This is a genomic window from Pseudomonas sp. QD4 (genome assembly GCF_049199125.1).
GTDB lineage: Bacteria > Pseudomonadota > Gammaproteobacteria > Pseudomonadales > Pseudomonadaceae > Aquipseudomonas.
Map to the genome: position 1 here is coordinate 95851 of NZ_JBLZOM010000006.1, position 25819 is coordinate 121669.

At 63.1% G+C, this 25819-nt stretch carries 22 protein-coding genes; 9 read left to right on the top strand and 13 right to left on the bottom strand.

Going from position 1 to position 25819, the window contains the following annotated elements; translation table 11 throughout:
- Positions 1–41: 41 nt before the first annotated feature.
- The 3 genes from ACOZJV_RS27865 to ACOZJV_RS27875 all read right to left on the bottom strand — a co-directional run bounded on the left by ACOZJV_RS27865 (position 42) and on the right by ACOZJV_RS27875 (position 4109).
- Positions 42–2513, bottom strand: coding sequence for a TonB-dependent siderophore receptor (locus tag ACOZJV_RS27865; protein WP_421548953.1), 2472 nt, complete (start codon positions 2511–2513; stop codon positions 42–44).
- 102 nt (positions 2514–2615) lie between these two features.
- Entirely contained in the window at positions 2616–3581 is a 966-nt protein-coding gene (locus ACOZJV_RS27870; protein ID WP_421548954.1) for a FecR domain-containing protein, read from the bottom strand.
- A gap of 3 nt (positions 3582–3584) precedes the next feature.
- Positions 3585–4109: a sigma-70 family RNA polymerase sigma factor gene (locus ACOZJV_RS27875; protein WP_421548955.1), complete on the bottom strand. Its 525-nt coding sequence runs from the start codon at positions 4107–4109 to the stop codon at positions 3585–3587.
- 351 nt (positions 4110–4460) lie between these two features.
- Between ACOZJV_RS27875 and ACOZJV_RS27880 the strand changes: the two genes are divergently transcribed.
- The 8 genes from ACOZJV_RS27880 to nirK all read left to right on the top strand — a co-directional run bounded on the left by ACOZJV_RS27880 (position 4461) and on the right by nirK (position 16622).
- Positions 4461–5252 (top strand): YfaP family protein, encoded by a 792-nt coding sequence (locus ACOZJV_RS27880; RefSeq protein WP_078471610.1) that lies wholly within the window; start codon positions 4461–4463, stop codon positions 5250–5252.
- Positions 5253–5289: 37 nt separating this feature from the next.
- Positions 5290–7011 (top strand): DUF2138 domain-containing protein, encoded by a 1722-nt coding sequence (locus ACOZJV_RS27885; protein ID WP_421548956.1) that lies wholly within the window; start codon positions 5290–5292, stop codon positions 7009–7011.
- A complete protein-coding gene (locus tag ACOZJV_RS27890; RefSeq protein ID WP_421549032.1) occupies positions 6996–7661 on the top strand; it encodes a DUF1175 domain-containing protein in 666 nt (221 codons plus the stop codon). Before ACOZJV_RS27885 ends, ACOZJV_RS27890 begins: the two co-directional genes overlap by 16 nt.
- On the top strand, positions 7658–12232 hold the full coding sequence (locus ACOZJV_RS27895) for an alpha-2-macroglobulin family protein (protein WP_421548957.1): 4575 nt from the start codon (positions 7658–7660) through the stop codon (positions 12230–12232). Before ACOZJV_RS27890 ends, ACOZJV_RS27895 begins: the two co-directional genes overlap by 4 nt.
- A gap of 1 nt (position 12233) precedes the next feature.
- Positions 12234–13877, top strand: coding sequence for a DUF2300 domain-containing protein (locus ACOZJV_RS27900; RefSeq protein ID WP_421548958.1), 1644 nt, complete (start codon positions 12234–12236; stop codon positions 13875–13877).
- A 3-nt stretch (positions 13878–13880) separates the two neighbouring features.
- Positions 13881–14699: a YfaP family protein gene (locus ACOZJV_RS27905; protein ID WP_421548959.1), complete on the top strand. Its 819-nt coding sequence runs from the start codon at positions 13881–13883 to the stop codon at positions 14697–14699.
- On the top strand, positions 14696–15421 hold the full coding sequence (locus ACOZJV_RS27910) for a hypothetical protein (RefSeq protein WP_421548960.1): 726 nt from the start codon (positions 14696–14698) through the stop codon (positions 15419–15421). The genes ACOZJV_RS27905 and ACOZJV_RS27910 overlap by 4 nt, the downstream gene beginning before the upstream one ends.
- A gap of 109 nt (positions 15422–15530) precedes the next feature.
- Positions 15531–16622 (top strand): copper-containing nitrite reductase, encoded by a 1092-nt coding sequence (gene nirK / locus ACOZJV_RS27915; RefSeq protein ID WP_421548961.1) that lies wholly within the window; start codon positions 15531–15533, stop codon positions 16620–16622.
- Between the two features lie 111 nt (positions 16623–16733).
- Here the strand turns inward: nirK and ACOZJV_RS27920 are convergent, their stop codons facing one another.
- The 4 genes from ACOZJV_RS27920 to ACOZJV_RS27935 form a co-directional block, all read right to left on the bottom strand.
- The gene (locus ACOZJV_RS27920; RefSeq protein WP_078471618.1) at positions 16734–17183 is read right to left on the bottom strand and encodes a DUF3828 domain-containing protein; all 450 of its coding nucleotides are present in this window, start codon (positions 17181–17183) and stop codon (positions 16734–16736) included.
- Positions 17184–17193: 10 nt separating this feature from the next.
- Positions 17194–17565 (bottom strand): cytoplasmic protein, encoded by a 372-nt coding sequence (locus ACOZJV_RS27925; RefSeq protein ID WP_078471619.1) that lies wholly within the window; start codon positions 17563–17565, stop codon positions 17194–17196.
- A gap of 170 nt (positions 17566–17735) precedes the next feature.
- Positions 17736–18920, bottom strand: a complete 1185-nt coding sequence (locus ACOZJV_RS27930; protein WP_421548962.1) for a diguanylate cyclase — start codon at positions 18918–18920, stop codon at positions 17736–17738.
- A gap of 180 nt (positions 18921–19100) precedes the next feature.
- A complete protein-coding gene (locus tag ACOZJV_RS27935; RefSeq protein WP_421548963.1) occupies positions 19101–19505 on the bottom strand; it encodes a hypothetical protein in 405 nt (134 codons plus the stop codon).
- Between the two features lie 394 nt (positions 19506–19899).
- Between ACOZJV_RS27935 and ACOZJV_RS27940 the strand changes: the two genes are divergently transcribed.
- Positions 19900–20133 (top strand): hypothetical protein, encoded by a 234-nt coding sequence (locus ACOZJV_RS27940; protein ID WP_421548964.1) that lies wholly within the window; start codon positions 19900–19902, stop codon positions 20131–20133.
- A 484-nt stretch (positions 20134–20617) separates the two neighbouring features.
- Here ACOZJV_RS27940 and ppa read toward each other — a convergent pair whose 3' ends face one another.
- The 6 genes from ppa to ACOZJV_RS27970 all read right to left on the bottom strand — a co-directional run bounded on the left by ppa (position 20618) and on the right by ACOZJV_RS27970 (position 25763).
- The gene (gene ppa / locus ACOZJV_RS27945) at positions 20618–21145 is read right to left on the bottom strand and encodes an inorganic diphosphatase (RefSeq protein WP_003176323.1); all 528 of its coding nucleotides are present in this window, start codon (positions 21143–21145) and stop codon (positions 20618–20620) included.
- A gap of 112 nt (positions 21146–21257) precedes the next feature.
- Entirely contained in the window at positions 21258–22070 is an 813-nt protein-coding gene (locus ACOZJV_RS27950) for a zinc-dependent peptidase (protein WP_020295255.1), read from the bottom strand.
- Positions 22071–22075: 5 nt separating this feature from the next.
- Positions 22076–22732 (bottom strand): DedA family protein, encoded by a 657-nt coding sequence (locus tag ACOZJV_RS27955; RefSeq protein WP_421548965.1) that lies wholly within the window; start codon positions 22730–22732, stop codon positions 22076–22078.
- A gap of 238 nt (positions 22733–22970) precedes the next feature.
- On the bottom strand, positions 22971–23426 hold the full coding sequence (locus ACOZJV_RS27960; protein WP_421548966.1) for a GNAT family N-acetyltransferase: 456 nt from the start codon (positions 23424–23426) through the stop codon (positions 22971–22973).
- Positions 23427–23532: 106 nt separating this feature from the next.
- On the bottom strand, positions 23533–24357 hold the full coding sequence (eutC, locus tag ACOZJV_RS27965; protein ID WP_201128176.1) for an ethanolamine ammonia-lyase subunit EutC: 825 nt from the start codon (positions 24355–24357) through the stop codon (positions 23533–23535).
- 11 nt (positions 24358–24368) lie between these two features.
- Positions 24369–25763, bottom strand: coding sequence for an ethanolamine ammonia-lyase subunit EutB (locus ACOZJV_RS27970; protein WP_020295259.1), 1395 nt, complete (start codon positions 25761–25763; stop codon positions 24369–24371).
- Between the last annotated feature and the right edge of the window lie 56 nt (positions 25764–25819).

The following is a 25819-nucleotide window of genomic DNA, read 5'->3' on the forward strand; positions in this document are numbered from 1 at the left end:
AAAGGTTGGCCTTTGCAGCGACGGTCAGGGTTTTAGCCTGCTCAATAGCTGGTGCGCAGCGTCACCATCATGTTGCGCGGCGTTCCGTAGTAGCTCGAGCCGGTCACCGGCCCGGTCTGCACGTAGTACACCTTGTCCAACAGGTTCTCTATGTTGAGGGCCAGGTTCATGTTGCGGTTCAGATCGTAGCCGAGGCGGGCGCTGAACAGGGCGTAGCCGGGGCTTTCATTCTTGACGCCGGAACCGAGGTTATAGACCCCGCTCTGGATACTGGTGCCGCCGCCGACCTGCCATTTGGAGAATTCCCCCGGCAGTTGGTAATTGGCGAAAAGCTTGAACATGTGCTCCGGCATGCTCGGCAGGAAGGAGCGACCTTCAAGGCTCGGGTCGTCAGGATTGCTGATGTAGCGGCTGCGGTTGTAGGTATAGCCTGCCGACAGTTCGAGGCCGGTGAGCAGCTTACCGGTCAGTTCGGCTTCGAAGCCTTCGGCCTGGACCTTGCCGGAGGCGACATAACAGATGGCCACGATGTCGCTGCACGGTTGCGGGCGGGATTGGTCTTCCTGGGCGCGGCCGCTGTAATTGGTGCGGTAGATGGCCAGGGTGCTGTTGAGCGCGCCATCGTAATGCTCGCCCTTGAGTCCCAGCTCATAGGTTTCGCCGGTTCGCGGCGCCAGGGGCGTTCCGGCGGCGGTCAGGGTGTCGGTCTGCGGCGTGAAAATCTCGGCGTAGCTGCCATAGGCGGACCATTGCGGAGTCAGCTTGTAGACCAGCCCGGCAAAGGGCACGACTTTGGCATTGGTTTCCTGCCCGGTACGCGCCACCCGGCCGTTGAGTTCATTGGTCTGGTTCTGGTCATATTTCCACCAACCGGCCCGGGCGCCGACGATCAGATCCAGCGGGTCGCTCAGGTTCATCCGTAACGAGCCGTAGAGCCCTTGCTGGTCGAGGGTCGAATGAATGCTGCGATAGAGTTTTTGACGGGTATAGGTCGGCGCCTTGAAGTCGAGGATGTCCGGGATATTGTCGAACTGTGGGTAGTACTCGGTCTCGAAACGGCTGGCATCGCGACGGGCATGGTTGATGTTGCCCCCGAGAATGACCTCGTGACGTCTTTGGAACAGGTCGAACTGGCCATTGATGAACAGGTCGCTGTTGTACTGATAGTTGTTTTCCTGGCGAGCCTCGCCCCAGTTGTAGCCGCCACTGCGGGTGATTGGGTCGATCAGGCCGCCGGTCTGGCCATATAGCGAGTCCAGATCCATGCGTGTGTAGTTGGTGGTGACGCTGAGCTTCCAGTCATCGTTGAGCTGATGCTTGGCTTCGATGAAGTACTGCGTCGACTCGACGTTGTTGTAGTCCCCGGGAGAGCTGAGGTTGGCCGAGCGCTTGAAGTCGATCTTGGAACCGTCCTTGTAGCTGGGCATGCCCCAGTCCATGGTCGCGCTGTTGTCCACATTGTTGTAGGTGAAGCCGGTGCTGAGTGTCGTCCGGGGCGACAGATCGAACTCCAGCACGCCGTAGGTGGTAGCCCGTTCGCTTTGACCCCGATCGTAGAAGAAGTGCCGGTTGCCATAGGAGGTGGCCAGGCGCCCACGAACGGTCCGGGCCTCATTCAGGGCGCCCTGGACATCCACTTCCTGGCGATAGTTATCCCAGGTGCCGGCCTGGGTCGTTGTGTTGAGCTTGAAATCAGCACCTGCACGCTTGCGCACCATGTTGATCGCGCCGCCGGGTGATCCCGCCCCCTGGAACAGCCCGGCCGACCCTTTGAGGATTTCTACCCGTTCGTAGGCCACCAGATCGGTCCAGTACAGCGCGCTCATGCTGTTACTGGTGGGAACCGGAATCCCGTTGATCTGGAAATTGTCGATCGGGAAGCCGCGGGAGTAGGGCGTGTTATCACCCAGGGTCGCGCCGTAGGTGATGATGCCTGGGCTGGCGTTGTAAACGTCGTCCAGAGTGTTGATGTTCTGGTCCTTCAGCCGTTGGGCGGTGAGCACCGTGATGGTCTGGGGGATTTCCTTGAGGCTGCGTTCGCTTTTCCCCAGGGTCACGGCGCCCGTGGTGTAGGAGCGGGTCGCTTCGGTATTGACCCCCAGCCCACTGAAGCCGCCGATGGTGGTGGCACCCAGCTCCAGCGCACCTTCTACTTGCGGGCGGACTTGCAGTTGGTAACGGTTTTGTCCCGTGGGCACCGCTTCCAGGCCGCTGCTGGCGAGCAACAGTTGCAGTGCCTGGTTCACCTGGTAACGCCCCTTGAGCGCCGGCCCGGTCTTGCCGGCACTCAGGCTGGCATCGCCGGCCAGGTAGATCCCGGCCTGGGATGCCAGCAGGTTCAATTGCGGTGTCAGTGGACCGGCGGGGATATCGAACGCCTGGCCCTGCGTGCGCTCGGCGCTCTGCTCGGGGGCGGCGAAGGACAGCGTGGCGGTTGCGCCCAGGGCCAGGGAGATGGCCAGCGTCAGTGGCCGCGCGCTGAAGCGCAGGGAATAAGGGGTGCGTGGTGACATGTTGTGTTCCTTGCTGATAGGGGCGCAAAGCCGTTGTCACCAGCTAAATCGAATGAGACGGCAAAACCGGAAGCTGCAAATGCGAATAATTCAAAAAAAGTTTCAACGCGGCTCCAGCGTCACCCACCACGGCAGCGTGCGCTGGATGCGGATCGGCAGCGTGCCTTCGAGCATGGCCAGGACCTGCTCGGTGTCATGCAAGGGGTAGGCCCCCATCACCCGCAGGCCGGCAATGCGCGGGTCGACACCCAGGTGGCCGCTGCGGTAGACCGCGAGTTCCTCGATGAACTGCCCGAGGCTGATGTCGTTGGCCAGTAGCAGGCCCTGGCTCCAGGCCTGGCGCTCCTGCTGCACGGGGCTGTCGGGCGCGATGTCACGGCTGTCGAAGGTCAGGCCCAGGCCGCTGTCGACGATCCGCTCGGCGCCGCTGGCCTGGCACTGCACCTGGACGGCGCCCTGGTAGACGTTGAGGCGGGTGCGTTGCGCTTCCTGGCGCACGCTGAAGCGCGTGCCCAGTGGTCGCAGGCTGCCCTGGGCCGTTTCCACCCGCAGTGGGCGCGGGTCGCTGGCGGTGCTGATGAGGATTTCGCCGCGGTACAGGCGCAGGCGGCGCTGGTTGCGGCTGAAGTCCACATCCACTGCCGTGGCGCTGTTGAGCCACAGGCGCGTGCCGTCGGCCAGCAGTTGTTCGCGCACTTCGCCGCCGGCGGTGCGGTAGTCGGCTTGCCAGGCCATGAGCTGGGTGCCCAGGTCGGCCTGGCGCCAGCCGATCCAGCCGAGCAGGCTGGCACCGCCGAAGATCGACAGGTTGCGCAGCATCTGCCGCCGTGACTGCTGGCCGCGGCGCAGGCTATCCAGGGTGCGCCCGGCCCTGTCGGCGTCCTGTTGCAGCGGGTTGAAGCGCTGGCTGACCCGCTCGACAAACACCCAGGCCTGGCGATGGCTTTCCTGTTGCTCGTGCCAATGGCGCCAGGCTTCCTGCAGCGCCGGGTCATCGGGCTGGCTGGCCAGGCGCGCAAACCAGTCGGCGGCCTGTTGCAGGGTGGCGTGGTCAGGTCGGTTGTCCATCCCTCAGTCCAGCGCCCCGTTGAGTTCCACTTCCAGCAACAGGCACTGGAACATGGCCTGGGACATGTAACTGGTGACCGTGCGTTCGCTGACCCCCAGTCGGGCTGCAATGGCCCGATAGCCCAGGCCGTGCAATTGCGCCAGCAGGAAGGCCTCGGCGACCTTGGCCGGCAAGCGTTCGAGCATGGCCTGCACCTGATGCAGGGCTTCAAGCACCATGGCCCGGTGCTCTTCTGAGGGCGCGCAGGCTTCCGGGCGGCTGGCCAGCACCTCCATCCAGGCGCGTTCGACTTTCTGCCGCCGCCAGTAATCCACGCACACGTGCCGCGACATGGCGCTCAGGTAGGCCCGGGCGTGGCTGTCGCTGGAGAACTCCCTGGGTTTGATCAGCAAGCGCAGGAATACGTCGTGGGCCAACTCGGCGGCATCGCTGCTGTTGCCGAGCTTTTTATTCAGCCAGGCGCGAATCCAGCCATGGTGCTCCTGATAAAGCCAGCCGACATCGAGCTGAGAAGGGGGCAGGGGCATGGGGCGCGCTCCGTCGGCAGGTGCTGGGCAGGCAAAAGAAGGGAATGGGAATTGTTCTCAATGCTACGCGTTAGCGGTATGGCATGACAACCCATGCGCAAGCGGGCAAATGGCCGAATAAGCGTGAGGTATTGCGACTGCCGGCGGAATCGGTGATATCACCTTGAAATCATTGCTCCCGCTCATTGACGATTACCTCGCAAAAACCCTTTTCCCCAATTGTGTAACAGCCTGTGAGTCGATAATCTGCGGGCCTTTCCGGCGCCCTTTTTAAAGGGCCCTCTCTGACGATTCTTTGCTGCGCCGCGGATCTGGCGCCAGGGTTTTCCCATGCATGGCAGGAAGCACAACATGCGCCGGTTCTGGTCACTGCTGAGCGTCCTGCTCTGGGCGTCATGCGCGTGGTCCGATCCCTCCGCCGAACTCCAGGAACCGCTTGCCGGCTGGCGTTATTCCGGCTTGCTCGACCGCAGCGAAAACCCTCAGGTTGCTTACCCCACGCCCCCCATCGATCGCGGCATCCAGCGCAATCGGACGATGATCGAGGGCCAGATCAAGGCCATGGGGCACCTGCGGCAACCCCACAGCCTGTCGGTCAACGGCAACCCACTGAACCTGTACACCGACGAGCAGGGCCGTTTCGGCCGGCCCTATGCCTTTGGCGCGGGCTCCAACAGCGTCGAGGTGCGCAGCTCCGAGGGCAAATCCCTCAAGCGCGTGCAGTTCTACGAGGCCAACACCAGCAAGACGCCGGCGCGGATCCGCGTGGTGCTGGGGTGGGACGACCCCAAGGCCGAGCTGGACATGCACATCGTCACCCCCGACGGCCAGCATGCGTTCTTCGGCCACCCGGGCCTGACCAATGGCGGCGGCCTCGACCCGGATGGCGTCGACGGCCCCGGCCCGGAAATGTTCACCATGACCGCGCCGCTGCGTGGCACTTATCTGATTTACGTCAACTACTGGGGCAACTTCGGCAGTGGCGGCTATAACTTCGACGCGGGCAGCAATCAGAACGAAGTGATCACCTCGCAGATCAACCTGGTGCTCAACGAAAACACCGTCAACGAGAAACGCGAAACCTTTATCGTGCCCATGCGCGCGATTGGCGACCTGTTGCTGGTCAAGACTTTCAACTACTGAACATCCCGCTCCACGGATGAATTGGGCTTTGCGAATCATGAGCGAAAACACTGCTTCCCCGGCTGCTGGCGTGCCAGGCACGCAACAACCCTCCAGCAAACGGCGCTGGCCGGCCCTGGCGCTTGGCCTGTGCCTGGTGGCCGCCGCAGCCGGTGGCATGGGCTGGTTTTTCCATAAATCCAAAGCCCCGGTGGCGGAACTGGCCGGGGAAAAACTCGGCCTCAGCCGGCCCGATGGCCTGCTCGAAACCCATTCCCTGAGCCAACTGCCCAAGGACTTGCTGGCAGTGCCGTTCCTGCGCGAAACCCTGACCGAGGATTTCGTCTTCTATTACGAGTCCCATGCCGACCGGCTCGGTCTGATCGGCAGCCTGCGGCGGATCGTCTACGAACATGACTTGAAGCTGCAGGACAGCCTGATCGAGGAACTCTTCGACCAGCCGGCGGATGTGGCCCTGTGGCGCACCCCCGATGGCCGGCTCAAGGACTTCCTGCTGGTGATGGACCGTGGTGGCCTGGCCAAACTGCTGGAACCCCTGGCCAAGGTGGCGCTGGATGACACTCAACTGAGCAAGATCGGCGACCTGAAAGTGGCCGGCGACGACGTGGCGCTCTATCAACTGACGTTCAATGCCGGCAGGTCCCTGGTGTTCGCCTCCCATGGCGACAAGCTGGTGGTGCTGTCCAACCCCAGCAAACTCTACGACCCGGGCAGCGGCCCGAGCGACGAGCCGGGGCATGTTTCGACCACATCCCTGGAGGCCCTGCTCAAGGGTGACAAGCTGTTCCCCGAAGCCTTCGGCCTGCAAGCGCGCACGCCCGAGATCAAGCAGCGGCTGACGGTCAATGCCAGCGTGCTGGCCATGGGATACCAGCGGTTCATTCCGAACTTCGCCGGCCTGCGATTTGATATGGACGAGCAGGGCTGGCACAGCTTCCTGGCCATGGAAGAGCAGGAAAACCAGCCGGACTTCGACTTCAAACCGATCTGGCAAGCCATGCCCATGGGCGCCAGTGCCTGCGTGGCCTTGCCGCTCGCGGCCGAGCAGCAGCAACCATTGCTGGTGAAGCTGGGTGCCGAGGCCTCGGTGGCCAAGGCCCTGACCGAGCACATGGCCGGTGCGGCCGGGTTGTGCTGGTATGCCGATTCGCGGTTGTACACGCCGCTGCTGGTGGCCAGTCTCAAGGACCAGGACAGTGCCAAGCTCGACGCTGAACTGGGTACGTTGTTCGGCTCGATGGTCGGCGCCAACGAACCCAATGTGCCGGAGCGGATTTTCCCGGTGACCGAGCAGCAGAAGGGCGACAGCCACCAGTGGCAGCGCCAGGTCAGTTCCAACTTCGGGCAGTACTCGGCCCGGGACGCCAAGGACCCCCAGGCCATTTCCGGCAGGGCCTTCCTCCAGGTCAGCCTGGCGCGGCACGGTTCGACCCTGCTGTTCTCCCTTGACGACAAGCTGGTGGACAAGGCCCTGGGCACCCTCGACAAACGCTTCCCGCCCCTGGCCGATGTCGTGCCCAAGGACGTGCTGGTGCCGGTCTACCTCGGCCCGGATTCCCTGGCGCAACTGATGCAGCAGGAAACCTTCGACAGCCTGCCGCAAGATATGGAGCCGGTGTTCAACAACGCCGCGCAAACCTACCTGGTGCCCAAGCTGCGCAAGCTCGGCAGCTACGGCAAGTACGCCCTGACCCTGCCCGAAGGCAGCGAGCCGGATGGCCATTGGCAATGGCTGCCTCTGCAATGGCGTGCGCTGTGATCGCGTTGCGCAGGAGCCTGGGCGGTTGCTGGCTGGCGCTGTGGCTGCTGGGCAATGCGGCCCAGGCGGCACCGGCACCGGCACCGGCCCTGGACGCCCAGCAGTCCCAGGTGTTTCGCGCCTGGTTCGTGCGCATCGCCCAGGAACAGTTGACCCAGGGCCCGAGCCCCCGCTGGTATCAGCAGGACTGTGCCGGGCTGGTGCGTTTTGCCGCCAATGAAGCGCTCAAGGTGCATGACGGCAAATGGCTGCGCAGCAATGGCATCTCCAACCGCTACCTGCCGCCCGAGCTGGAATTGAGCGCGGCGCAACGCAGCCTGGCCCAGCAATGGCAGCAGGGCGGCGGCAAGGTCGGCCCTTACGTCAATGCGATCAAGCTGATCCAGTTCAACAGCCATTTGGTTGGCCGCGACCTGGCCCAGGCGCGTCCCGGCGACCTGATGTTTTTCGATCAGGGCGACGACCAGCACCTGATGATCTGGATGGGCCGCAACATCGCCTATCACACCGGCACCACCACCCCCACCGACAACGGCATGCGCTCGGCTAGCGTGCAGCAACTGATGACATGGAAGGACACCCGATGGATACCCGACTCAGCCAACCCCAACTTCATCGGCGTCTATCGACTGAACTTCCTCACCCAATGAGCGAATCGCGTATGCCCCGTTTTCTGTTTCGCCTGAGCCTGTTGCTGGCCCTTTGCGTGCCGGTGTCCCTGGCCAATGCTGAAGACTCGGTGTTGTCCAGCAACTACGCGCCGGTGTCCGGCGAGAGCTTCTTCCTGCTGGCCGACAGCAGCTTTGCCAGCGACGAGCAGGCCATGGTGCGCCTCGAAGCACCGGGCCGCGATTACCGGCGCTACCGCATGGAGCCGTACGGCGGCGCGGACATCCGGGTGTACCGGATCAATCAGCCGCTGGACTTTCTCAAGCGCCAGAAAAACCTGCACCGGGTGGTCAGTGATGGCCAGTTCAAGGGCGAAGGCCTGTCCAACACGACCGCCTACCTGTGGGACAACTGGTACCGCAAGTCACGCCGGGTGATGCAGCGCGCGTTCTCCTACGAGTCGCGCAAGCAGGTGATCGACGAAGTGCCGGAGTTGCGCATGGGCAACTCGATGCTGGTGCCGACCAAATTTGATGCGCCGCCGCAATTCGCGCTGATCAAGGGCCTGCCGCTGGTGACTCAGTTCCGCTACCCGCTGTGGGAAGCCAAGCCGATCCAGCCACCGGCCGGGGTCAACCTGGCGGGTTCCTCCAGCGAGTTCGTCAGCGTCGCGCCGGGTAACGTCTATATCCCGTTGGGCAACCTCAAGCCGGGCCTGTACCTGGTGGAAGCGCTGGTGGGCAAGTATCGGGCGACGACCATGGTCTTTGTTTCCAACACCGTGGCCGTGAGTAAGATCGCCGGCGACGAGCTGCTGGTCTGGGCCGCGCGCAAGCATGAAGGCAGCTCGGTGCCCAAGGTCAATGTGCTGTGGACCGACGGCCTGGGCGTGATGAGCAGCGGTGCCACCGATGCCGATGGCCTGCTGCGCCTGAAGCACGTCAGCCCGGAACGCTCCTACGTGATTGGCGAGGACGAAGAGGGCGGGGTGTTTGTCTCGGAAAACTTCTACTACGACAGCGAAATCTACGACACCAAGCTCTATGCCTTTACCGATCGGCCGCTGTACCGGCCGGGGGATTGGGTGTCGCTGAAAATCGTCGGCCGTGAATTCAAGAACGCCCGTGATTCGGTGCAGCCCGGTGCCTCGCCGGTCAATGTCACGGTGCTCGATGCCATGGGCACCGCCCTGCAGTCCCTGAGTTTGAACCTGGACTCCAAGGCCGGCACCCAAGGCCGCTTCCAACTGCCGGACAATGCCGTGGCCGGCGGTTATGAACTGCGTTTCAGCTACAAGGATCAGGTCTACAGTAGCGCCTTCCGCGTGGCCGAATACATCAAGCCGCACTTTGAAATCTCCCTGGCCCTGGCCAAGCAGGACTTCAAGACCAACGAGCCGATCAAGGGCAGCCTGGTGCTGCTTTACCCGGACGGCAAGCCGGTGGCCAATGCCAAGGTGGAACTGGGCCTGCGCTCCCAGCAGCTGTCGATGGTGGACAACGAATTGCAGTACATGGGCCAGTTCCCGATCGAGCTGACCAGCACCGAACTGACCACTGACGCCAAAGGCACCGCGACCCTCGACCTGCCGGCCGCCACCAAGCCGAGCCGCTACATGCTCACGGTGTTTGCCAGCGATGGTGCGGCGTACCGGGTCAAGACCACCAAGGAAATCCTCATCGAGCGTGGCGCGGCCAGCTTCAGCCTGAGTGCGCCCCAGCGTTTCAGCGCGGTGGGCGAGAAGGTGCAGTTCAGCTACGCCAGCGAAAGCAGCACCGAACAAGGCAAGAACCTCAAGCCCAACCGTTATAGCTGGGTGCGCCTGGAAGACCAGAGCACCGGCGAAGGCAAGCTGGCCGCGGCGGACAAGGGCTTTGCCCTGAGCTTCGAGCGTCCGGGCACCTATAACCTGACCCTGAAAGACGAGCACGATCGCGTCCTGGGCGGTACCGGCCATGCGGTCACCGGCGACGGCGTCAAATCGGTGCCGGGCACTGTGGAAATCGTCCTCGACAAGCCGGAGTACAAGGCCGGCGATGAAGCGCTGGCGCTGATCACTTTCCCCGAGCCGGTCAACGACGCACTGCTGTCCCTGGAACGGGACAAGGTCGAGTCCACCGCGCTGCTGTCCAAGGGCGGCGACTGGCTCAAGGTGGAAAAACTCAGCCCAACCCAGTACCGCGCGCGGGTCCCGGTCAAAGGCAACTTTGCGCCGAACCTGACCTTTTCCGTGCTCTACACCAAGGGTGGCGAATACAGCTTCCAGAACGCCGGGATCAAGGTCATCACGCCGCAGATCGACGTGGCGGTGGCGACGGACAAAGACAGCTACCAGCCCGGCGAAACCGTGACCGTGGACCTCAGCACCCAGTTCGCCGGCAAGCCGATCCCGGCGCACCTGACGGTCAGCGTGGTCGACGAAATGGTCTACGCGCTGCAACCGGAAGTGGCCCCGACCATCGACCAGTTCTTCTACCACCCGCGCCGCAACAACGTGCGCACCAGCGCCAGCCTGTCGTTTATCAGTTATGACGTGGCGTTGCCGGGCACCCCGGCGGCACCGGGCAAGGCCAACCGCAGCGAGCGTGGGGTCAAGGTCCTGGAGCGGCCGCGGCGCGAAGATGTCGACACCGCCGCCTGGCAGCCGGAGCTGCTGACCGATGCCAGCGGCAAGGTCCGTTTCACCTTCCGCATGCCGGATTCCCTGACCCGCTGGCGCATCACCGCGCGCGCCATTGCCGATGACGGCCAGGTCGGGCAGAAAAAGCAGTTCGTGCGTTCCGACAAGGCGCTGTACTTGAAGTGGAGCGGGCCGACCCGTTTCCGCAGCGGTGATCATCCGGAGCTTGGGGTCTTTGCCTTCAGCCAGGCCGAGCAACCGGTCAAGGCCGAACTGGTGATCCATTACGCCGGGGAAACCCAGCGCCTGCCCCTGACCCTGAACAAGGGCATCAACTACGTGGCCCTACCGGCCATCGCCGTGGGTAATGGCGATTGGACCGCTGAGCTGGTGCAGGGCGGCAAAGCCGTGGACACACTGGCGGTGCGCCTGAGCAGCGACGCTGCCGGCTGGCAAGTGGCGCAGACCCAGAGCCTGGACGTGACCAACGGCGATACGCCGCTGAACCTGCCGGCTGACGCCAGCAACCTGCGCCTGCACCTGGACGACAGCCCGCAAGCCTTGTTCCGCTCGGTGCTGGATGACCTGCTGGGTTACCCCTACGGCGGTGTCGAGCAGACCGCCAGCCAACTGCTGCCCCTGAGCGTGGCGTACCCGGCGTTGTCCGCCAACCCGCAGGTCCGCGATCGCTTGCGCCTGATGCTGCAAAACAGCCGCTTGCGCCTGGTGCAGATGGCCGGTCCCGAAGCCACCTTCACTTGGTGGGGTGGCGACGCCGATGCCGACGCCTTCCTCACCGCCTACGCCTATTACGCCGACTGGCACGCAAGCAAGGTGCTGCAGCTGAACCTGCCGCCGGAGCATTGGCAGCGGGTGCTGGAGGTCTACTCCAAAGAGGCCGGCAACACCCCGCTGCTGCAACGGGCGCTGATCCTGTCGTTCGCCCGGCAGATGCAGTTGCCGGTCAACACCCTGGTCAGCGGCCTGATGGATGACCTGGCCAAGGCCGGTGCCGGTTATGCCGACGAAGAGCGCGACGGCGACGACAGCCTGGTGATGAATGATCCGGACTCGGCCCTTGGCCTGGCCAGCGCCCGGGTGCTGGCCGCCGGTCTGGCCCGTGATCTCAAGGTCACCCCGCCGCCGGCTTTCGCCGCGCAGCTTGAAGATGCGCGGCAACGCCTGGAAGTCAGCTCGGCGCCGTTCACCGAAGCCTTGAACCTGTCGCTGCAACCCTTCGATGCCGCTCGCGCCCAGGCCTTGCTGCAACGCCTGCGCTTGCCGCAATCGACCCTGGAGCGCGCTCTGGCCCTGACCTGGCTGCAACGCAGCGTCGAGCAGGCCGCCCCGGCAGTGGCGCTGAAACCTGGACCGGGCTGGCAACAGCAGCAGGGCGCCAGCGGTGAAACCTTCTGGCAGTGGCAAGGCCCGCAAGTGCCTGGCGTGCTGTCGCTGACCGGGGCCGAGGAGCGTCCGCTGCGGGCCTCCCTGAGCTACCTGAGCAAGCAGCCGGCTGTCGCCGCGCTGCCGGTGACCATTAGCCGCCGCCTGCTGCGTCTGGTGCCGGGTGAGGAGAGCTTCACCTTCAAGCTGGAAGCGGTGGGCAACAAGCCGATTGCCAGTGATGGCCTGTACCTGGACGAGGTGATCATCGCCAACCAGGGTGGCAAGCCGCTGCCTTACGGCATGCTCGAAGTGCCGCTGCCACCGGGCGCCGATGTCGAGCGCACCACCTGGGGCATCAAGCTGGCGGGGCTGGCCGGTGCCGAGGCGTCGTCCCTGGAGAAGGCTCGTTTCGAACCGGGGCAGATGGCCTATGCCGTGCCGCTGGAAGTGCTGGGCGAAAAAAGCGAAGTGCGCCTGCGGCACCTGATCCGCTTCTCGCAAAAGGGCCAGTTCAATCTGCCGGCGGCGCGTTACTTCCAGGTTTATGCGCCCGAGCATCAGGCGGCGGAGCAGAAGCCGGCGCTGGGTCAGGTCACGGTCAAATAACATGACACGGCGTTTGGCCTGGCTGTGGTTGTGCTTGATCCCGGTGCTGGCAACAGCCCAGGACGAGCCGCTGCGCCTGGCCTGGAAAACCGCCCAGGGCGATGAGCTGCTGCACCTGAGTCAGGCTCAGGTGCTGGCGCGCGAGCCTTTGCCGGCCAGCCTGCAGGCACCGTTGGGCAGCCTGTGGAAGCTGTTCGTCTATGCCTGGCTGGCGGACACCGGTGCCCAGGAGCCGGCTTATGCCTGCCAGGGCCAGTCCAAGGAAGAAGTCTATTGCTGCACCGCCGGCGGCAGCATTGGCCGCGACCAGGCGCTGGTGCGTTCCTGCGGTTTGTATTTCGAGCCCCAGCGTTTGCAGGTGCAGGCCGATACCTGGCGCAGCTACTGGCAGGCGCGCCAGGCGCCGCCGTGGTTGCTGGACCTGAACCAGTTGCAGCCGCAGACCCGGGTGCCGGTGGCCGAACTGTTGCAGATGCTGGCCGTGCTGCCGGCTCAGGACCAGGCGCGTCGGGTACTGCTCGATGTGGTGCTGCACGCGGGTGACGGCCTGGTGGTCGGTGCCCTCGGCGGGCGCTTGCGGGTCAAGACCTGGAGTTGGCTCGGCGAGCAGGACGTGCAATCGCGCCAGGGTGGTTTTGCCGGTTGGCTGGCGGATGGCACGCCGCTTTGGGTCGGGGGCCGTGGCACCAGCCAGCGGGTGCTGAAGGACTATGCCGAGGCCCTGGCCACCGTGCTGCCGGTCAACGAGCCGCTGGATAAAGGTCGCTGCGTGGCGGTCAATCTGTTTTCCCGCTACCCGATACAACGGCTCAGCCAGAACGGCCAGGCAATCAAGACCGGAGCCTTGCAGGGCGATTACCGGGTCGAGTTCGTCAACGGCAATCAATTGGACATCCACAGCGGCGGCGAATTGTTCTTGCAGCAGGACGCCGGCCAACCGCGCCTGGTGGCCCGCCTGGACCGTGAGGAATACGTCGCGCGGGTGTTGCAGCGCGAAGCCAGCGCGCAACCGGTCGAGGCGGCCAAGGCCCTGGCGGTGGCGATCCGCACCTACCTGCTGCAAAACGCCGGACGCAGCGGCGAGTGCCTGAGCATCGACGACAGCAGCGACCGCCAGCGCGTGGCGCCGCGTCCGGCCACTCGCGAGGCGCGGGCCGTTGCGGCCTGGACCAGCGACCTGATCCTGGCCGGGACCCAGGTTACCTACCATTCGGATCAGACCGGCGAAGACAAACTGTCCTGGCAACAGGCGGTGCAGCAGGCCCGGTCCGGCCAGCGCTACGACGCCATCCTGCTGCACGCCTACCCCAGGGCCAGCTTGAGCCGCTGGGACAACCCGGTGGCCTCCTGCGAACCCTTGCCGGCGGCCCAGGACTGGCTGCAAAACCAGCGCCGCCGTTGGCGCCAGCCCCTGGATCGGGAGATTGGCTACAACGAAGTCAACCATTTTGCGGTGTGCCGCCTGGCCTTTGGCCGGCCGTATGTCGATCGCGAGCGCCAGCGCATTTACGTGCGCGGCGTGCTGTCGCTCCAGGACCGCCTGGACCTGACCCATGAATACCTGCACCTGGCCTTTGAAGCTCATCCCAATGGCCAGGATGAAACCTACATCGAAGGGCTTGCCCGCCACCTTTTACTGGAATAGGCCATGAAACTTCCTTATCCCCCGGTCATTCTGCTGCTCTGTGGGCTGTTCACCCTGGCGCCGGCCCTGGCCGACAGCAGCATTCACCTCGACACCCCGCGCGGCGGCTGGCGCACCGGCGCGGCCGATGGCGAACTGTTCGAGCAGACCGTCAATTACCCGGCCTCGTCGGTCAACACCCCGGCCGGCCAGTCCGACACCGCGCGCATCAGCGGCCAGATCAAAGGCGCGCCCAAGGCCAGCGGCGAGCCGGGCAAACTGATCGTCAACGGCGTTGCCATGCCCCTCAAACTGGATGGCGAAGGGCGCTTCGATCGGCCGTTTTCCTTTACCAACGGCAGCAACAGCGTGGAAGTGCGCAGCGCCGATGGCCAGCAACGCAAGCGCGTGCAGTTTCTCAACAGTGGCGGCGGCGCCACGCCACCGAAGTTGCGGGTGCTGCTGTCCTGGGACAGCGACAACACCGACCTCGACCTGCACCTGATCACCCCAGACGGCGCTCACGTCTGGTACGGCGACCGCGTGGCGCCCAACGGTGCGGCCCTGGACGTGGACGTGACCACCGGCTACGGTCCGGAAATCTTCGCCATGCCGGCGCCGCTCAAAGGCCAGTACCTGGTGTACGTGAACTACTACGGCGGCGGTTATCGCAGCACCGACGATGACGACGAAAGCCAGTCTGACGCGGTGCAGCCGCTGACCACCGCCCAGGTCACGCTGATCACCGAGGAAGGCACGCCGAATGAAAAGACTGAGTCGTTTATCGTGCCCATGCGCGCTCCGGGTGAGCTGACGCTGGTCAAGCGCTTCAGCTACCCGTGACGGCGCCGTGCAAGGCACGCGGCTGGTGCGCGGTTCTGGCCCTGATCTGTGTGCCGGCCATGGCGGCGACGGTGGAAGTGGGCAATCAGAACGGGTGGTCCGCCTCGGCTTCGGGGCCTGCGGTGGCCGTGATGCACCTGGACGGCTGCCAATTCAGCCTGCCACTGGCTGAGCAGCAGTTCCTGACCTTCGTCACTCCCCATGCCTTGTTTATTGAGGCAAAGCGCGGCGATCGGGCGCGCAACCGACCCTATCTGTGGCAGGCACAAACCAATTCCGGCTATGCCTGGAGCTTCAGGAAACCCGGTGCACGCCAGGACAAATGGTTCGGCCTGATGTGCGACAGCCCGGAGTATTTCAGCTTCCAGGGGCCGTACACGCCGGACCCGGCGCAAGAATACAACCCGGCCATCGAGTCCCTGCGCCAGGACAGCGAACACAAATGCCCGGCCACCCTCACCGGGCACGGCTGGGTCCCGAGCCCCCAGGCCGGCCCGGCCAACAGCTATGTGTTCAAGCCCCTGCAAGGGGCCAACTGGAGTGGCTTTATCTTCGGTTTTCGCAACCCGGGCCGGGACAGCTTCGGCCGTGTCAGCTTTTGCCTGGTGCACGGCGATAACGTGCTGCTGGGCGCCGCGGAAAACGATCCACAGCCTCTGGAACTGAGCCCGCGGACCTTGGCCGAGATCACCGCTATCGTGTCCTCGATCACCTTTCCCTGAATCAGTGCGTGCGCTGGCAGGGCGCCAGCGTGATTTATTGCCGCAAGACAATACGACTCGCCCGGGCTTGCTTTGCAATGAATCACCGTTCATTGGCAAGGAGATGCACATGGGGGCTTTTCAGTCGTGGTTGAAGGTGTGTGTGGTGGCCTGCGGTTGTGCCGTCACCTCGGTACTGGCCGGCGGCGCCGACGGGTTGCAACGGGTCAAGGTGGAGTTGGTGACACCGCCCCAGGTGCATCCCCATGACCAGGTGGTCAGCGGGCCGCCGAAAGTCATGCAGTTTCACATGCGTGTCGAAGAGAAAAAGATGGTCATCGACGACCAGGGCACCACGCTGCAAGCCATGACCTTCAACGGGTCCATGCCCGGTCCGACCCTGGTGGTGCATGAGGGCGATTATGTCGAACTGACCCTGAGCAACCCGGCCACCAACACCATGCCGCACAACATCGATTTTCATGCCGCCACCGGGGCCCTGGGCGGCGCGGCGCTGACCCAAGTGCTGCCGGGCCAGGAAGTGATCCTGCGCTTCAAGGCCGACCGCAGCGGCACCTTTGTCTACCACTGCGCACCGGCGGGGATGGTCCCCTGGCATGTGGTCTCGGGCATGAGCGGGACCCTGATGGTGCTGCCCCGTGACGGCTTGAAAGACCCAGGCGGCAAGCCCCTGCACTATGACCGCGCCTACACCATCGGTGAGTTCGACCTGTATATCCCCAAGGATAAGGACGGGCACTACAAGGACTATCCGGACCTGGCCTCAAGCTACCAGGACACCCGCGAAGTGATGCGCACCCTGACCCCGAGCCATATCGTGTTCAACGGTCGGGTCGGTGCGCTGACCGGAGCCAACGCGCTGACCGCCAAAGTCGGCGAAAGCGTGCTGTTTATCCATTCCCAGGCCAATCGCGACAGCCGTCCACACCTGATCGGCGGCCATGGTGACTGGGTCTGGACCACCGGCAAATTCGCCAATGCCCCGCAGCGCAACCTGGAGACCTGGTTCCTTCCCGGCGGTTCGGCCCTGGCCGCGCTCTACACCTTCAAGCAACCGGGCACTTACGTGTACCTCAACCACAACCTGATCGAAGCCATGGAGCTGGGCGCCCTGGCCCAGGTCAAGGTCGAGGGGCAGTGGGACGATGACCTGATGACCCAGGTAAAAGCCCCGGGGCCGATAGCACCGGCCAAACCGTAGGTTGAGGGGAGGCTGCGCGGCTGCTGCCAGCGCACATCGGCAGCGCAGGTCGGCCGCTTCGACGACCTGCGTTCAGCCGCGATCGGTGCTTCTTTTGACGGCGGCGGCCGGTCAGTCGCTCTGGTCGGCGGTGGACAGCACGTCGTCGATCTTCCAGCAGCCCTTATCCTTGATCATCTGCACATCAAGGATCTGGGTGGTGTCCGGGGTGCTGCCCAGGGTGACCTGTTCCTTGGCGCTGGAGCCCTGGATCTGCGGCTCGCTGACCTTGATCTGGGTCAGCCATTCATCCATGTAGTCCTGGGCCTTGAGGAAGTAGTCCTCTTCCAGGCCATCGGGGCTGGCCATCTGCTTCTTGATCTTGGTGATCAGCGCGTCCGAGACATACTTCTTCATCTCCGGGACGCTGTCGGTCAGCGGATCCTTGTCCTGGCTGTAGGTTTGCAGATACCAGTTGTAAAACGCCTCGGTGACCGGCTTGGGCGAACTGGCGCAATCCGCCAGGGCCAGTGGCTGATGCAAGGCGACGGCAGCCAGCAGCGAGCAGAAAAGCATTCTCATGGATGACCCCTTATGGATGGCGATAGATTTTGTAGTCGGGTTTCTGCACCCGATAGGAATGCCCCGGGTAGAAACCATGCAACTGCTTGAAGTCTGACACCCAGAGTTTGCCGTTGAACATCGCCATATGCCCATGGGGATGGCCGGGAATGGGCTGGATGATCACCACGTCGCCTGCTTCAGGAGCCTGGCCGGCCGGCTGCTCAACAAAACCGGCGGAGGTCAGGGATGAGCCAAAATCCTTGGCCGAGTGCTTCCTGTGCAAAATCACGCCACCGCCGCCGGCTTCGATCGCCTGGCGGGTATAGGCCGCACAGCGCCCCGTACTGCCGGCGTGAGCATGCGAGTTCAAGTGATTGATAGCGGCTTGTTTATTCCACATTCCTTGTCATCCGAGAGTCCTTGAGAGCGGGGAGTTTATGCGGGCGATGGCACTGCCGGAAATACTGGCCAAGTGCCTTTTTATAGGGCTTTGGGGCATGGGTCACAGTTCATTCAAGCGCAACCAGCAAGATCAGGCTGGTCGCGCCCTCAGGGGGATGGGCGCAACGGTCACCTGACTCTGCCTGATTGGGCCTCCGCTACCCTCCGCGGCACCGCCTGGACCCGATTGCGACCCTGCCCCTTGGCACCATACAGCGCCTGATCCGCCTGCGAGAGCAGGCGTGGCAGCTCGTACCCGGCCTCCTCACTGGTCACCACGCCGATGCTGACGCTGAGCAAGCCAGGTTCGAGCATTGTCAGCTGTGCGAAGCCGTTGCGAATGCCCTCGGCCACCGAAAGTGCGCTGGCTTGATCGGTATCTGCCAGCAGACAGGCGAATTCTTCGCCGCCAATACGGGCAAACACATCCTTGGCACGCAGTTTCTGCGCCAGCACCTGGCTAAAGGCGATCAAGGCCAGGTCGCCTGTCTGGTGGCCAAAGTTGTCGTTCAGGCGCTTGAAGTGGTCCAGGTCGCACAGCAACAACGCGACCGGCACCTGACGCTGCTGACAGTCGAGCAGGGCGCGCTCGGCACCGAGCATAAACGCGCGGCGGTTGCCGATACCTGTCAGGGCATCACACAGGGCGGCGGCCTTGAACTTGAGTTCGACCCGCTCCTTGACCATGGCCAGGGTCACGTAGGCAATGCCGATCACATACAGCATCGACTCGAACAGCATGAACGAGAAAAACGGCACCCCTTCGCCATCGCCGGTAAGCGCTTGGTCCAGTGGCAATGCCTGATCGACAACGCTGCGTACGCAATAGAAGGCGGTGTGCAGCAAGGTCAGGGTAAGCGCGGGGAGGTAAGCCACTTCCAGTTGCCGGCGGTTGCGCCAGAACTCCAGCGCGGTCAGCACGCCGTACGTCGCGGTCATAAGCGAGTAGAGGGAAACCCGAAGCTCCAGCGAGTGGTAGAAGACCGGGGTCAGGCACAGCAGAAACCAGGTGCCTGCGCCGGCGAGAATTCCCGGGACCGAGGCTTGGCGCCCATTGAACACGCGCATGGCAGTCCAGTTCAGCGCGGCGCTCAGTAGCAGGATCATATTGCCCAGCACCACCGGCAGCGGATCGATGCCCATGCCTCGCGCGCTCACCAGCACCACGCCCACGGCGGCGAGCAACATCATGCCGCACAGGTAGGCCAGCGGACGTTCGCGGGTTTCCCGACACCAGGCATGAAAGGTCAGCAACCCCATCAGGCAAAAAATGAAGACCGCGACCACGAGCAGGGTTTGGATGTGCAGCGCCATGTCCTTGGATCTCTTTCAGCATCGTGCTGAGGTTTGCCGGCAGTGGGGAGGGGCACCAGCCGGACCGCGCGCCGGTATCGACCGCCAGAAGTGTAGCGACATCCCATGCCCTGGGGAGTCTGGCAGCGGGTGTGCATTGGGGCCCTGCGCCGGCTTTTTAACAGGCGGCGGTGCAGCTCTTCAAGGAAATGTCCCACACAAGGCATTGCCCTGGTATCTGTGCATCAGCGGCGCCATAAACATGAAGGGGCCGCAGGCGTAGAACGTCGAGGTCATGCTCTGGCTGGTGTAAAGCAGCGGTTTTTCTACGCCATAGACGTTCTTGCCATAGGCAATTTCGCTGTAGGACTCACAGACCGGTAACTTGAGCGGGATCGGAATAATCACGACCAACAAGGTGGTGCCGCACCATTCGCGGGTCGAGGGCGATTTTTCCGAACGGGTAATCAGCGGTTTTTCGTTGTAAGAGGTGAGCTGATCGTGGGCGCTGGATTTGCTCGTGGTTTTACTGGTGGTGTCGACCCAGGCACCCACACAGCCCGTCAGGCTCAAGGCAAGGAATGCTGAAACAGAAATTTTTTTCATGACAAGCCTGGAAGAGGAAGGAGCATCAGCCCGCGGTCGTGCGTTGCGCTGAAGCGGTGGGCAATCATACGGATCCCGTGGTGTTTTTCGAGCGACTTCGCATCTTCTTTACAGTCAGCCGTGCAATGGCTGCAGGTTGGCGCCTCTGTGGCCGGGCAAGCGCAATAGCTTGGGCGCCACAGCCGGATGTGGTGTTAAATACGCGCCCGGAAATACCCCGTGGCCAGTGTCCAGTCGGCATGTTCCTGCTGTGGCGAGCTGCGTGGGGGAGGAATCTGCTCACATTCACACGGATGGAACCCCAATGCCCACACCTGCCCCACAACCTGTGTCTTCGGGCCCGTCACGCCTGCTTGTGGCCTCGTCACTGGTCGCCATTTTCGGTGTGCTGATCATGTTGCTGCGCATCGCCCAGCAAAACTACATGCTGGCCATCGGCGCAGCCTGGGTTGCCAACGGCCTGACGATGACCTTTCACGTGCTGTACTGGATGCGTTACAGCCTGTCTGGCGCCTGCAAGGCTGCGGTTATCCTGCAAATCGTGATCACCGTGGCCCCGCTGTTTTTAGGGGCGTTCGGGATGGCCCTGGTGTTTCTCATGACAGGTGGTGAGCTGCGCTTTTGGTGAGGCAGCGCCTTTTTAAGCCGTTGGCATGATGTCGAGGAGCTTATCGGGCAGGCGGGCGCGGTGCCGGGCCCCTGTTCGAGCAGAGGCGTGGCATTCAGGCGGATAAGGATGGCTTTCAAAAAGGCATTAAAAAGCCGGCTTGTGGCCGGCTTCTCGGGGACTGGCTTGGTTCATTTTTGGTAAACCGCACCAGCCTTCAAAACGTACACCCAGCTCTTGCGTCTGGCTGTGGGACTTGGCGAGAAAATCATCCGCTTCGTCGTGCGATCTGACCGCGGAAGGGCCGATGCGCAAATGTGGGGCGCAGCATACGCATATTTGCCGCAAATTCCCAGCGCGAAGGGCCGGCCAGAGGCCTCGAGAGCCAAAATAGTGCAACGGAATTTTACCTGCCCCAGGCACCGGGTTTCTGGCATGCACAAAAAAGCCCCGAATCACCGGGGCTTTTCCTTGCAGCTTACGACTGGAAGCTTAGCGCTGCTTCTCAGCCTTTATAGGCTGCAACCGACTTCATGATCTCGGCACGGGCTGCGTCTGCGTTGCCCCAACCGTCGATCTTCACCCATTTGCCTTTTTCGAGGTCTTTGTAGTTCTCGAAGAAGTGCTTGATCTGTTCCAGCAGCAGTGGCGGCAGGTCGGTGTATTCCTTCACGTCGACATACAGCTGGGACAGCTTGTCGTGTGGTACCGCGATGACTTTGGCGTCGCCGCCACCGTCGTCGGTCATGTTCAGGATGCCCACCGGACGAGCGCGGATGACCGAGCCTGGGGTCACTGGGTACGGGGTCACGACCAGCACGTCGAGGGGGTCACCGTCGTCGGCCAGGGTGTTGGGGATAAAGCCGTAGTTGGCTGGGTAGAACATCGGGGTTGCCATGAAACGGTCAACGAACAGGCAGTCGCTGTCTTTGTCGATTTCGTACTTGATCGGCGCGTGGTTGGCCGGGATCTCGATCGCGACGTAGATGTCGTTCGGCAGGTCTTTACCAGCCGGAATCTTGCTGTAGCTCATTGGGCGGTGCCCCCGTTAGATGACCAAATGACTTGGCCGGATTGACCAAAAAGTGGCGGCGATTATAGACACACTCCGCTATCGATGCCACGTACCAAGGGTCGTACAACGCTTAGTCGTGTGGCTGATAGACCGGATCTTCGGCCTGAAGTTGCCGCAGCCTGGCGAGCGGATTCTGCCGGTAAAACAGCTGCAACTGTTCATAGACTTTCGGATAGGCCTCGTTGAGCAAATCCGGGGCGCTGAAGAAGTATTCGCTGGTGACGGCAAAAAACTCGGCTGGGTTTTCCGCGGCGTAGGGGTCGATGGCGGTTTCGGCGTCCGGGTTCTGCTCGAGTTGGCGGTCGAGGTCGTCGTAGGCTTCTTGCATCACCTGCGCCCAGTCGCTGACCCGCATATCGCTGTGCAGCGGCGGCAGGCCGTTAGCGTCGCCGTTGAGCATGTCCAGCTTGTGCGCCAGTTCGTGGATCACCAGGTTGTAGGCTTCCCAGCCGCCGCTGGCCAGGACTCCGGGCCAGGCCAGGATGATCGGCCCTTGTTGCCAGGCTTCGCCGCTGTGTTCGCCGTCCCACTCGTGCTCGACTCCACTGGCATCGCGATGGCGCTGGGGGCTGAGGAAGTCGTCCGGGTAGAGGACGATTTCATGGAAGCCCTGGTACCAGTTGAGGTCGCCCAGGTGCAGCAATGGCAACTGGGCCTGGGCCGCCAGCAGCAGGCGCTGTTCCTGATGCAGTTCGACGCCGGGGAGGGCGGTCAGGTGTTTTTCGTCGAGAAACAGCACGCTGGCTTCACGCAGCCATTGGTCTTCGGCCGGGGTGATGCCATCGAGGAAGGGCAAGTGCTGGCGCACCCGCTGCCAGGTGTCATCGGCAATCGGATGCTTGGCCAGGATGCGCTTGCGGCGCCAGGCACTGAGGGACCACATGCCGGTCAGCGCGGCTCGACGTTTGACGTCGAGCGGCCAAAGCGGCTGCGGGCCACGCCGATGATCATCGGGACCAGGGACAGGAGAATGATGCCCACCACCAGCAACGACAGGTTTTTCTTGATGAAGGGTACGTTACCGAAGAAATACCCCAGGGTGACCAGGCCGCCTACCCAGAGGATGGTGCCGGCCACGCTGAAGCCGAAGAAGCGCGGGTAAGGCATCCGCGCCACGCCGGCGACGAACGGCGCAAAGGTGCGGATGATTGGCAGGAAGCGCGCCAGGGTCACGGTCTTGCCGCCATGCTTGTCGTAGAAATCGTGGGTCTTTTGCAGGTAATCGCGGCGGAAGATCTTCGAGTTCGGGTTGTTGAACAGGCGTTCGCCCGCTGTTCGGCCGATGACATAGTTGGTGCTGTCGCCGAGGATCGCCGCCAGCATCAGCAGGCCGCCCAGCAGCACCGGGTCCATGCCGCCACCCGCGGCCACGGCGCCGGCAATGAACAGCAGGGAATCACCCGGCAGGAAGGGCATCACCACCAGGCCGGTTTCGCAGAAAATCACCAGGAACAGAATGGCGTAGATCCATGGGCCGTAATTGGTCACCAGCAAGTCGAGGTAGACGTCGAGGTGCAGGATGAGGTCGATCGGGTTGAAATCCATGGAGGCACCTGTGGTGACGGCCCGGCTCGGCGGACCTGTGCAATGACTCGGGGTAAGGTCTTACAGCGAGGGCAGACGTTTCTTACTTGCCGAAAAGGTCAGCATTATAAAGTGTGAACTGTGAAATGCGCGTTGAGATTGTAGCGGGGCGTTTCGAGGGCCAGGCATCGTTTGGCGGCGGGCAGAGGCGGGAAATTCGGTAAATGCCACAGCGGCCCGAAGGCCGCTGTCGAGCGGATCAATCATCGCTGATGGGCAATACGTAGTTCTTGAACTCGGTGTCTTCGCGAAAGCCGATGGACTCGTAGGTTTTCTGCGCCACTTCGTTATCGCTGCTGGTGGAAACGCGCATGCGCACGGCGTGGGTTTCCTTGGCCATTTTCTTCGCGGTGCGGATCAGGTTGTCGGCCACCAGTTGGCGCCGAGCGTCTTCAGCGACGTAGATGTCGTTGAGGATCCATACACGCTTGAGGGACAGGGACGAGAAGCTGGGGTACAGCTGACAGAAACCGAGCAGTTTGTTGTCGTCATCGGACAGCGCCAGGTAAATCACCGATTCCTTGCGGCACAGGCGTTTTTCCAGAAAGGCCCGGGACGAGTCAGGGTAAGGCAGCGCGCCGTAGAATTCGCGATATTTGACGAACAACGGCGTCAACAGATCCAGGTGTTCCAGGGTTGCTTGAGTAATCCGCATGGTAGGCCTCAACAGCAAGTGGATATGACGGCAAACGGTTCATTACTCGGGGCAGCCGTGTTCGGATGCTGCCTAAAGCTGGAAAAAAGCGCAATCGTCTTGAAAATCACGCTTCGGGTGGGCTCAACAGGAAGTTGCCCTTCATGTTCTCCGGTGTGTCCGACTCCAGGGTTTGCACCTGGGCTTCATCCTTGAGGTTGACCCCCGACAACTGCCGCCGGCATGCCTCGCGCATCAGGTACAGCAGGCGGTGGGCGGCCATGCCGTAGCTCAGGCCCTCCAGGCGCACGTTGGAGATGCAGTTGCGGTAGGCGTCGGTCAGCCCGACCTTGGGCTGGTAGGTGAAGTACAGGCCCAGGCTGTCCGGTGAACTCAGGCCCGGGCGCTCGCCGATCAGGATCACCACCATTTTCGCGCCCAGCAGTTGGCCGATTTCATCGGCTACCGCGACCCGGCCCTGTTCCACCAGAATCACCGGCGACAGCGACCAGCCTTCGGCGCTGGTCTGCTCTTCCATTCGCGCCAGGAACGGCAAGGTATGGCGATGCACCGCCAGCGCCGAAAGCCCATCGGCCACCACCACTGCCAGGTCGACTCCGCCGGGGTTGGCGCGGGCGTAATCGCGCAGGGTTTGTGCCGACTCATCACTCAGGCGCCGCCCCAGGTCGGGGCGTTGCAGGTAGCTGTGGCGATCGACGGCTGCGCTGTGCAGCAACAGGCTGTCACGCCCGCGCTCGGCCAACTGGCTGCTGAGCCCGGTATGGTCGAAGGGCAGGTGCACGGCATCGCGAGCCTGGGCGTGGGCGTACTGGAAGTCCAGTTGGGCGCCGGTTGGCATGCTGGTGCCGGTGCGGCCCAGGGCGATGCGGGCCGGGGTCAGGCGGCGCAGTTCCAGCCAGGGGTTCTGGCTGTCGGTGGGGTGCTTGTCCATAAGTGTCTCGCTTATCCCAATTGCGCCAGCGCCTGGCGGAAGGCCGGTGGCAGGTTATTGCCGAAATGCACCTTGCCATCGGCTTGGGTGAAGATTCCGGTGCGCGCCAGCCATTGCTCGAACTCCGGGGCCGGCTTCAGGCCCAGGGTCTGCCGGGCGTAGAGCGCGTCGTGAAAGGAGGTGGTCTGGTAGTTGAGCATGATGTCGTCAGAGCCGGGGATGCCCATGATGAAGTTGATTCCGGCCACGCCCAGCAGGGTCAGCAGGGTGTCCATATCGTCCTGGTCGGCTTCGGCGTGGTTGGTGTAGCAGATGTCGCAGCCCATGGGCACGCCCAGCAGCTTGCCGCAGAAGTGATCTTCCAGACCGGCGCGGATGATCTGCTTGCCGTTGTACAGGTATTCCGGCCCGATAAAACCGACCACGGTGTTGACCAGAAACGGCTTGAAATGCCGGGCCACGGCATAGGCGCGGGTTTCGCAGGTCTGCTGGTCAATGCCGAAGTGGGCGTTGGCCGACAGGGCGCTGCCCTGGCCGGTTTCGAAATACATCAGGTTTTGTCCCAGGGTGCCGCGGTTCAGGCTCAAGCCGGCGTCGTAGCCTTCCTGCAACACATTAAGGTTGATGCCGAAACTGGCGTTGGCCGCCTCGGTGCCGGCAATCGACTGGAACACCAGGTCCAGCGGCACGCCCCGGTTGATCGCCTCGATGGAGGTGGTGACGTGGGTCAGGACGCAGGCCTGGGTCGGAATTTCATAACGCTGGATGATGGCGTCGAGCATTTCCAGCATGGCGCAGATCGAGGCGATGCTGTCGGTGGCCGGGTTGATGCCGATCATGGCGTCGCCGTTGCCGTACAGCAGGCCGTCGAGCACGCTGGCGGCGATGCCCGCCGGTTCGTCGGTGGGGTGGTTGGGCTGCAGGCGGGTCGACATCCGCCCGCGCAGTCCTACGGTGTTGCGAAAGCGCGTGACCACACGGATCTTCTGCGCCACCAGCACCAGGTCCTGCACGCGCATGATCTTCGACACCGCGGCAGCCATTTCCGGGGTCAGGCCTGGGGCCAGGGCGCGCAGGCTGGTTTCGTCGGCGGCATCGCTGAGCAGCCAGTCGCGAAAACCACCCACGGTCAGGTGGCTGACCGTGGCGAAGGCCTGTTGGTCGTGGGTGTCGATGATCAGCCGGGTGACTTCATCGGACTCGTAGGGGATCAGCACTTCCTGCAGGAAGTGTTTCAAGGGGATGTCCGCCAGGGTCATCTGCGCGGCGACCCGTTCGCCGTCGTTCAGGGCCGCGACCCCGGCCAGGAAGTCTCCGGAACGCGCCGGGCTGGCCTTGGCCATGACCTCCTTGAGGCTATCGAAGCGATAGGTCTGGGGGCCGACGGTATGGGAAAAACTGGCCATCTCTGTCTCCGTTTCAACGATGAAGGTGCGTTGTCGTGGGGGTGGCAGTCGTCAGA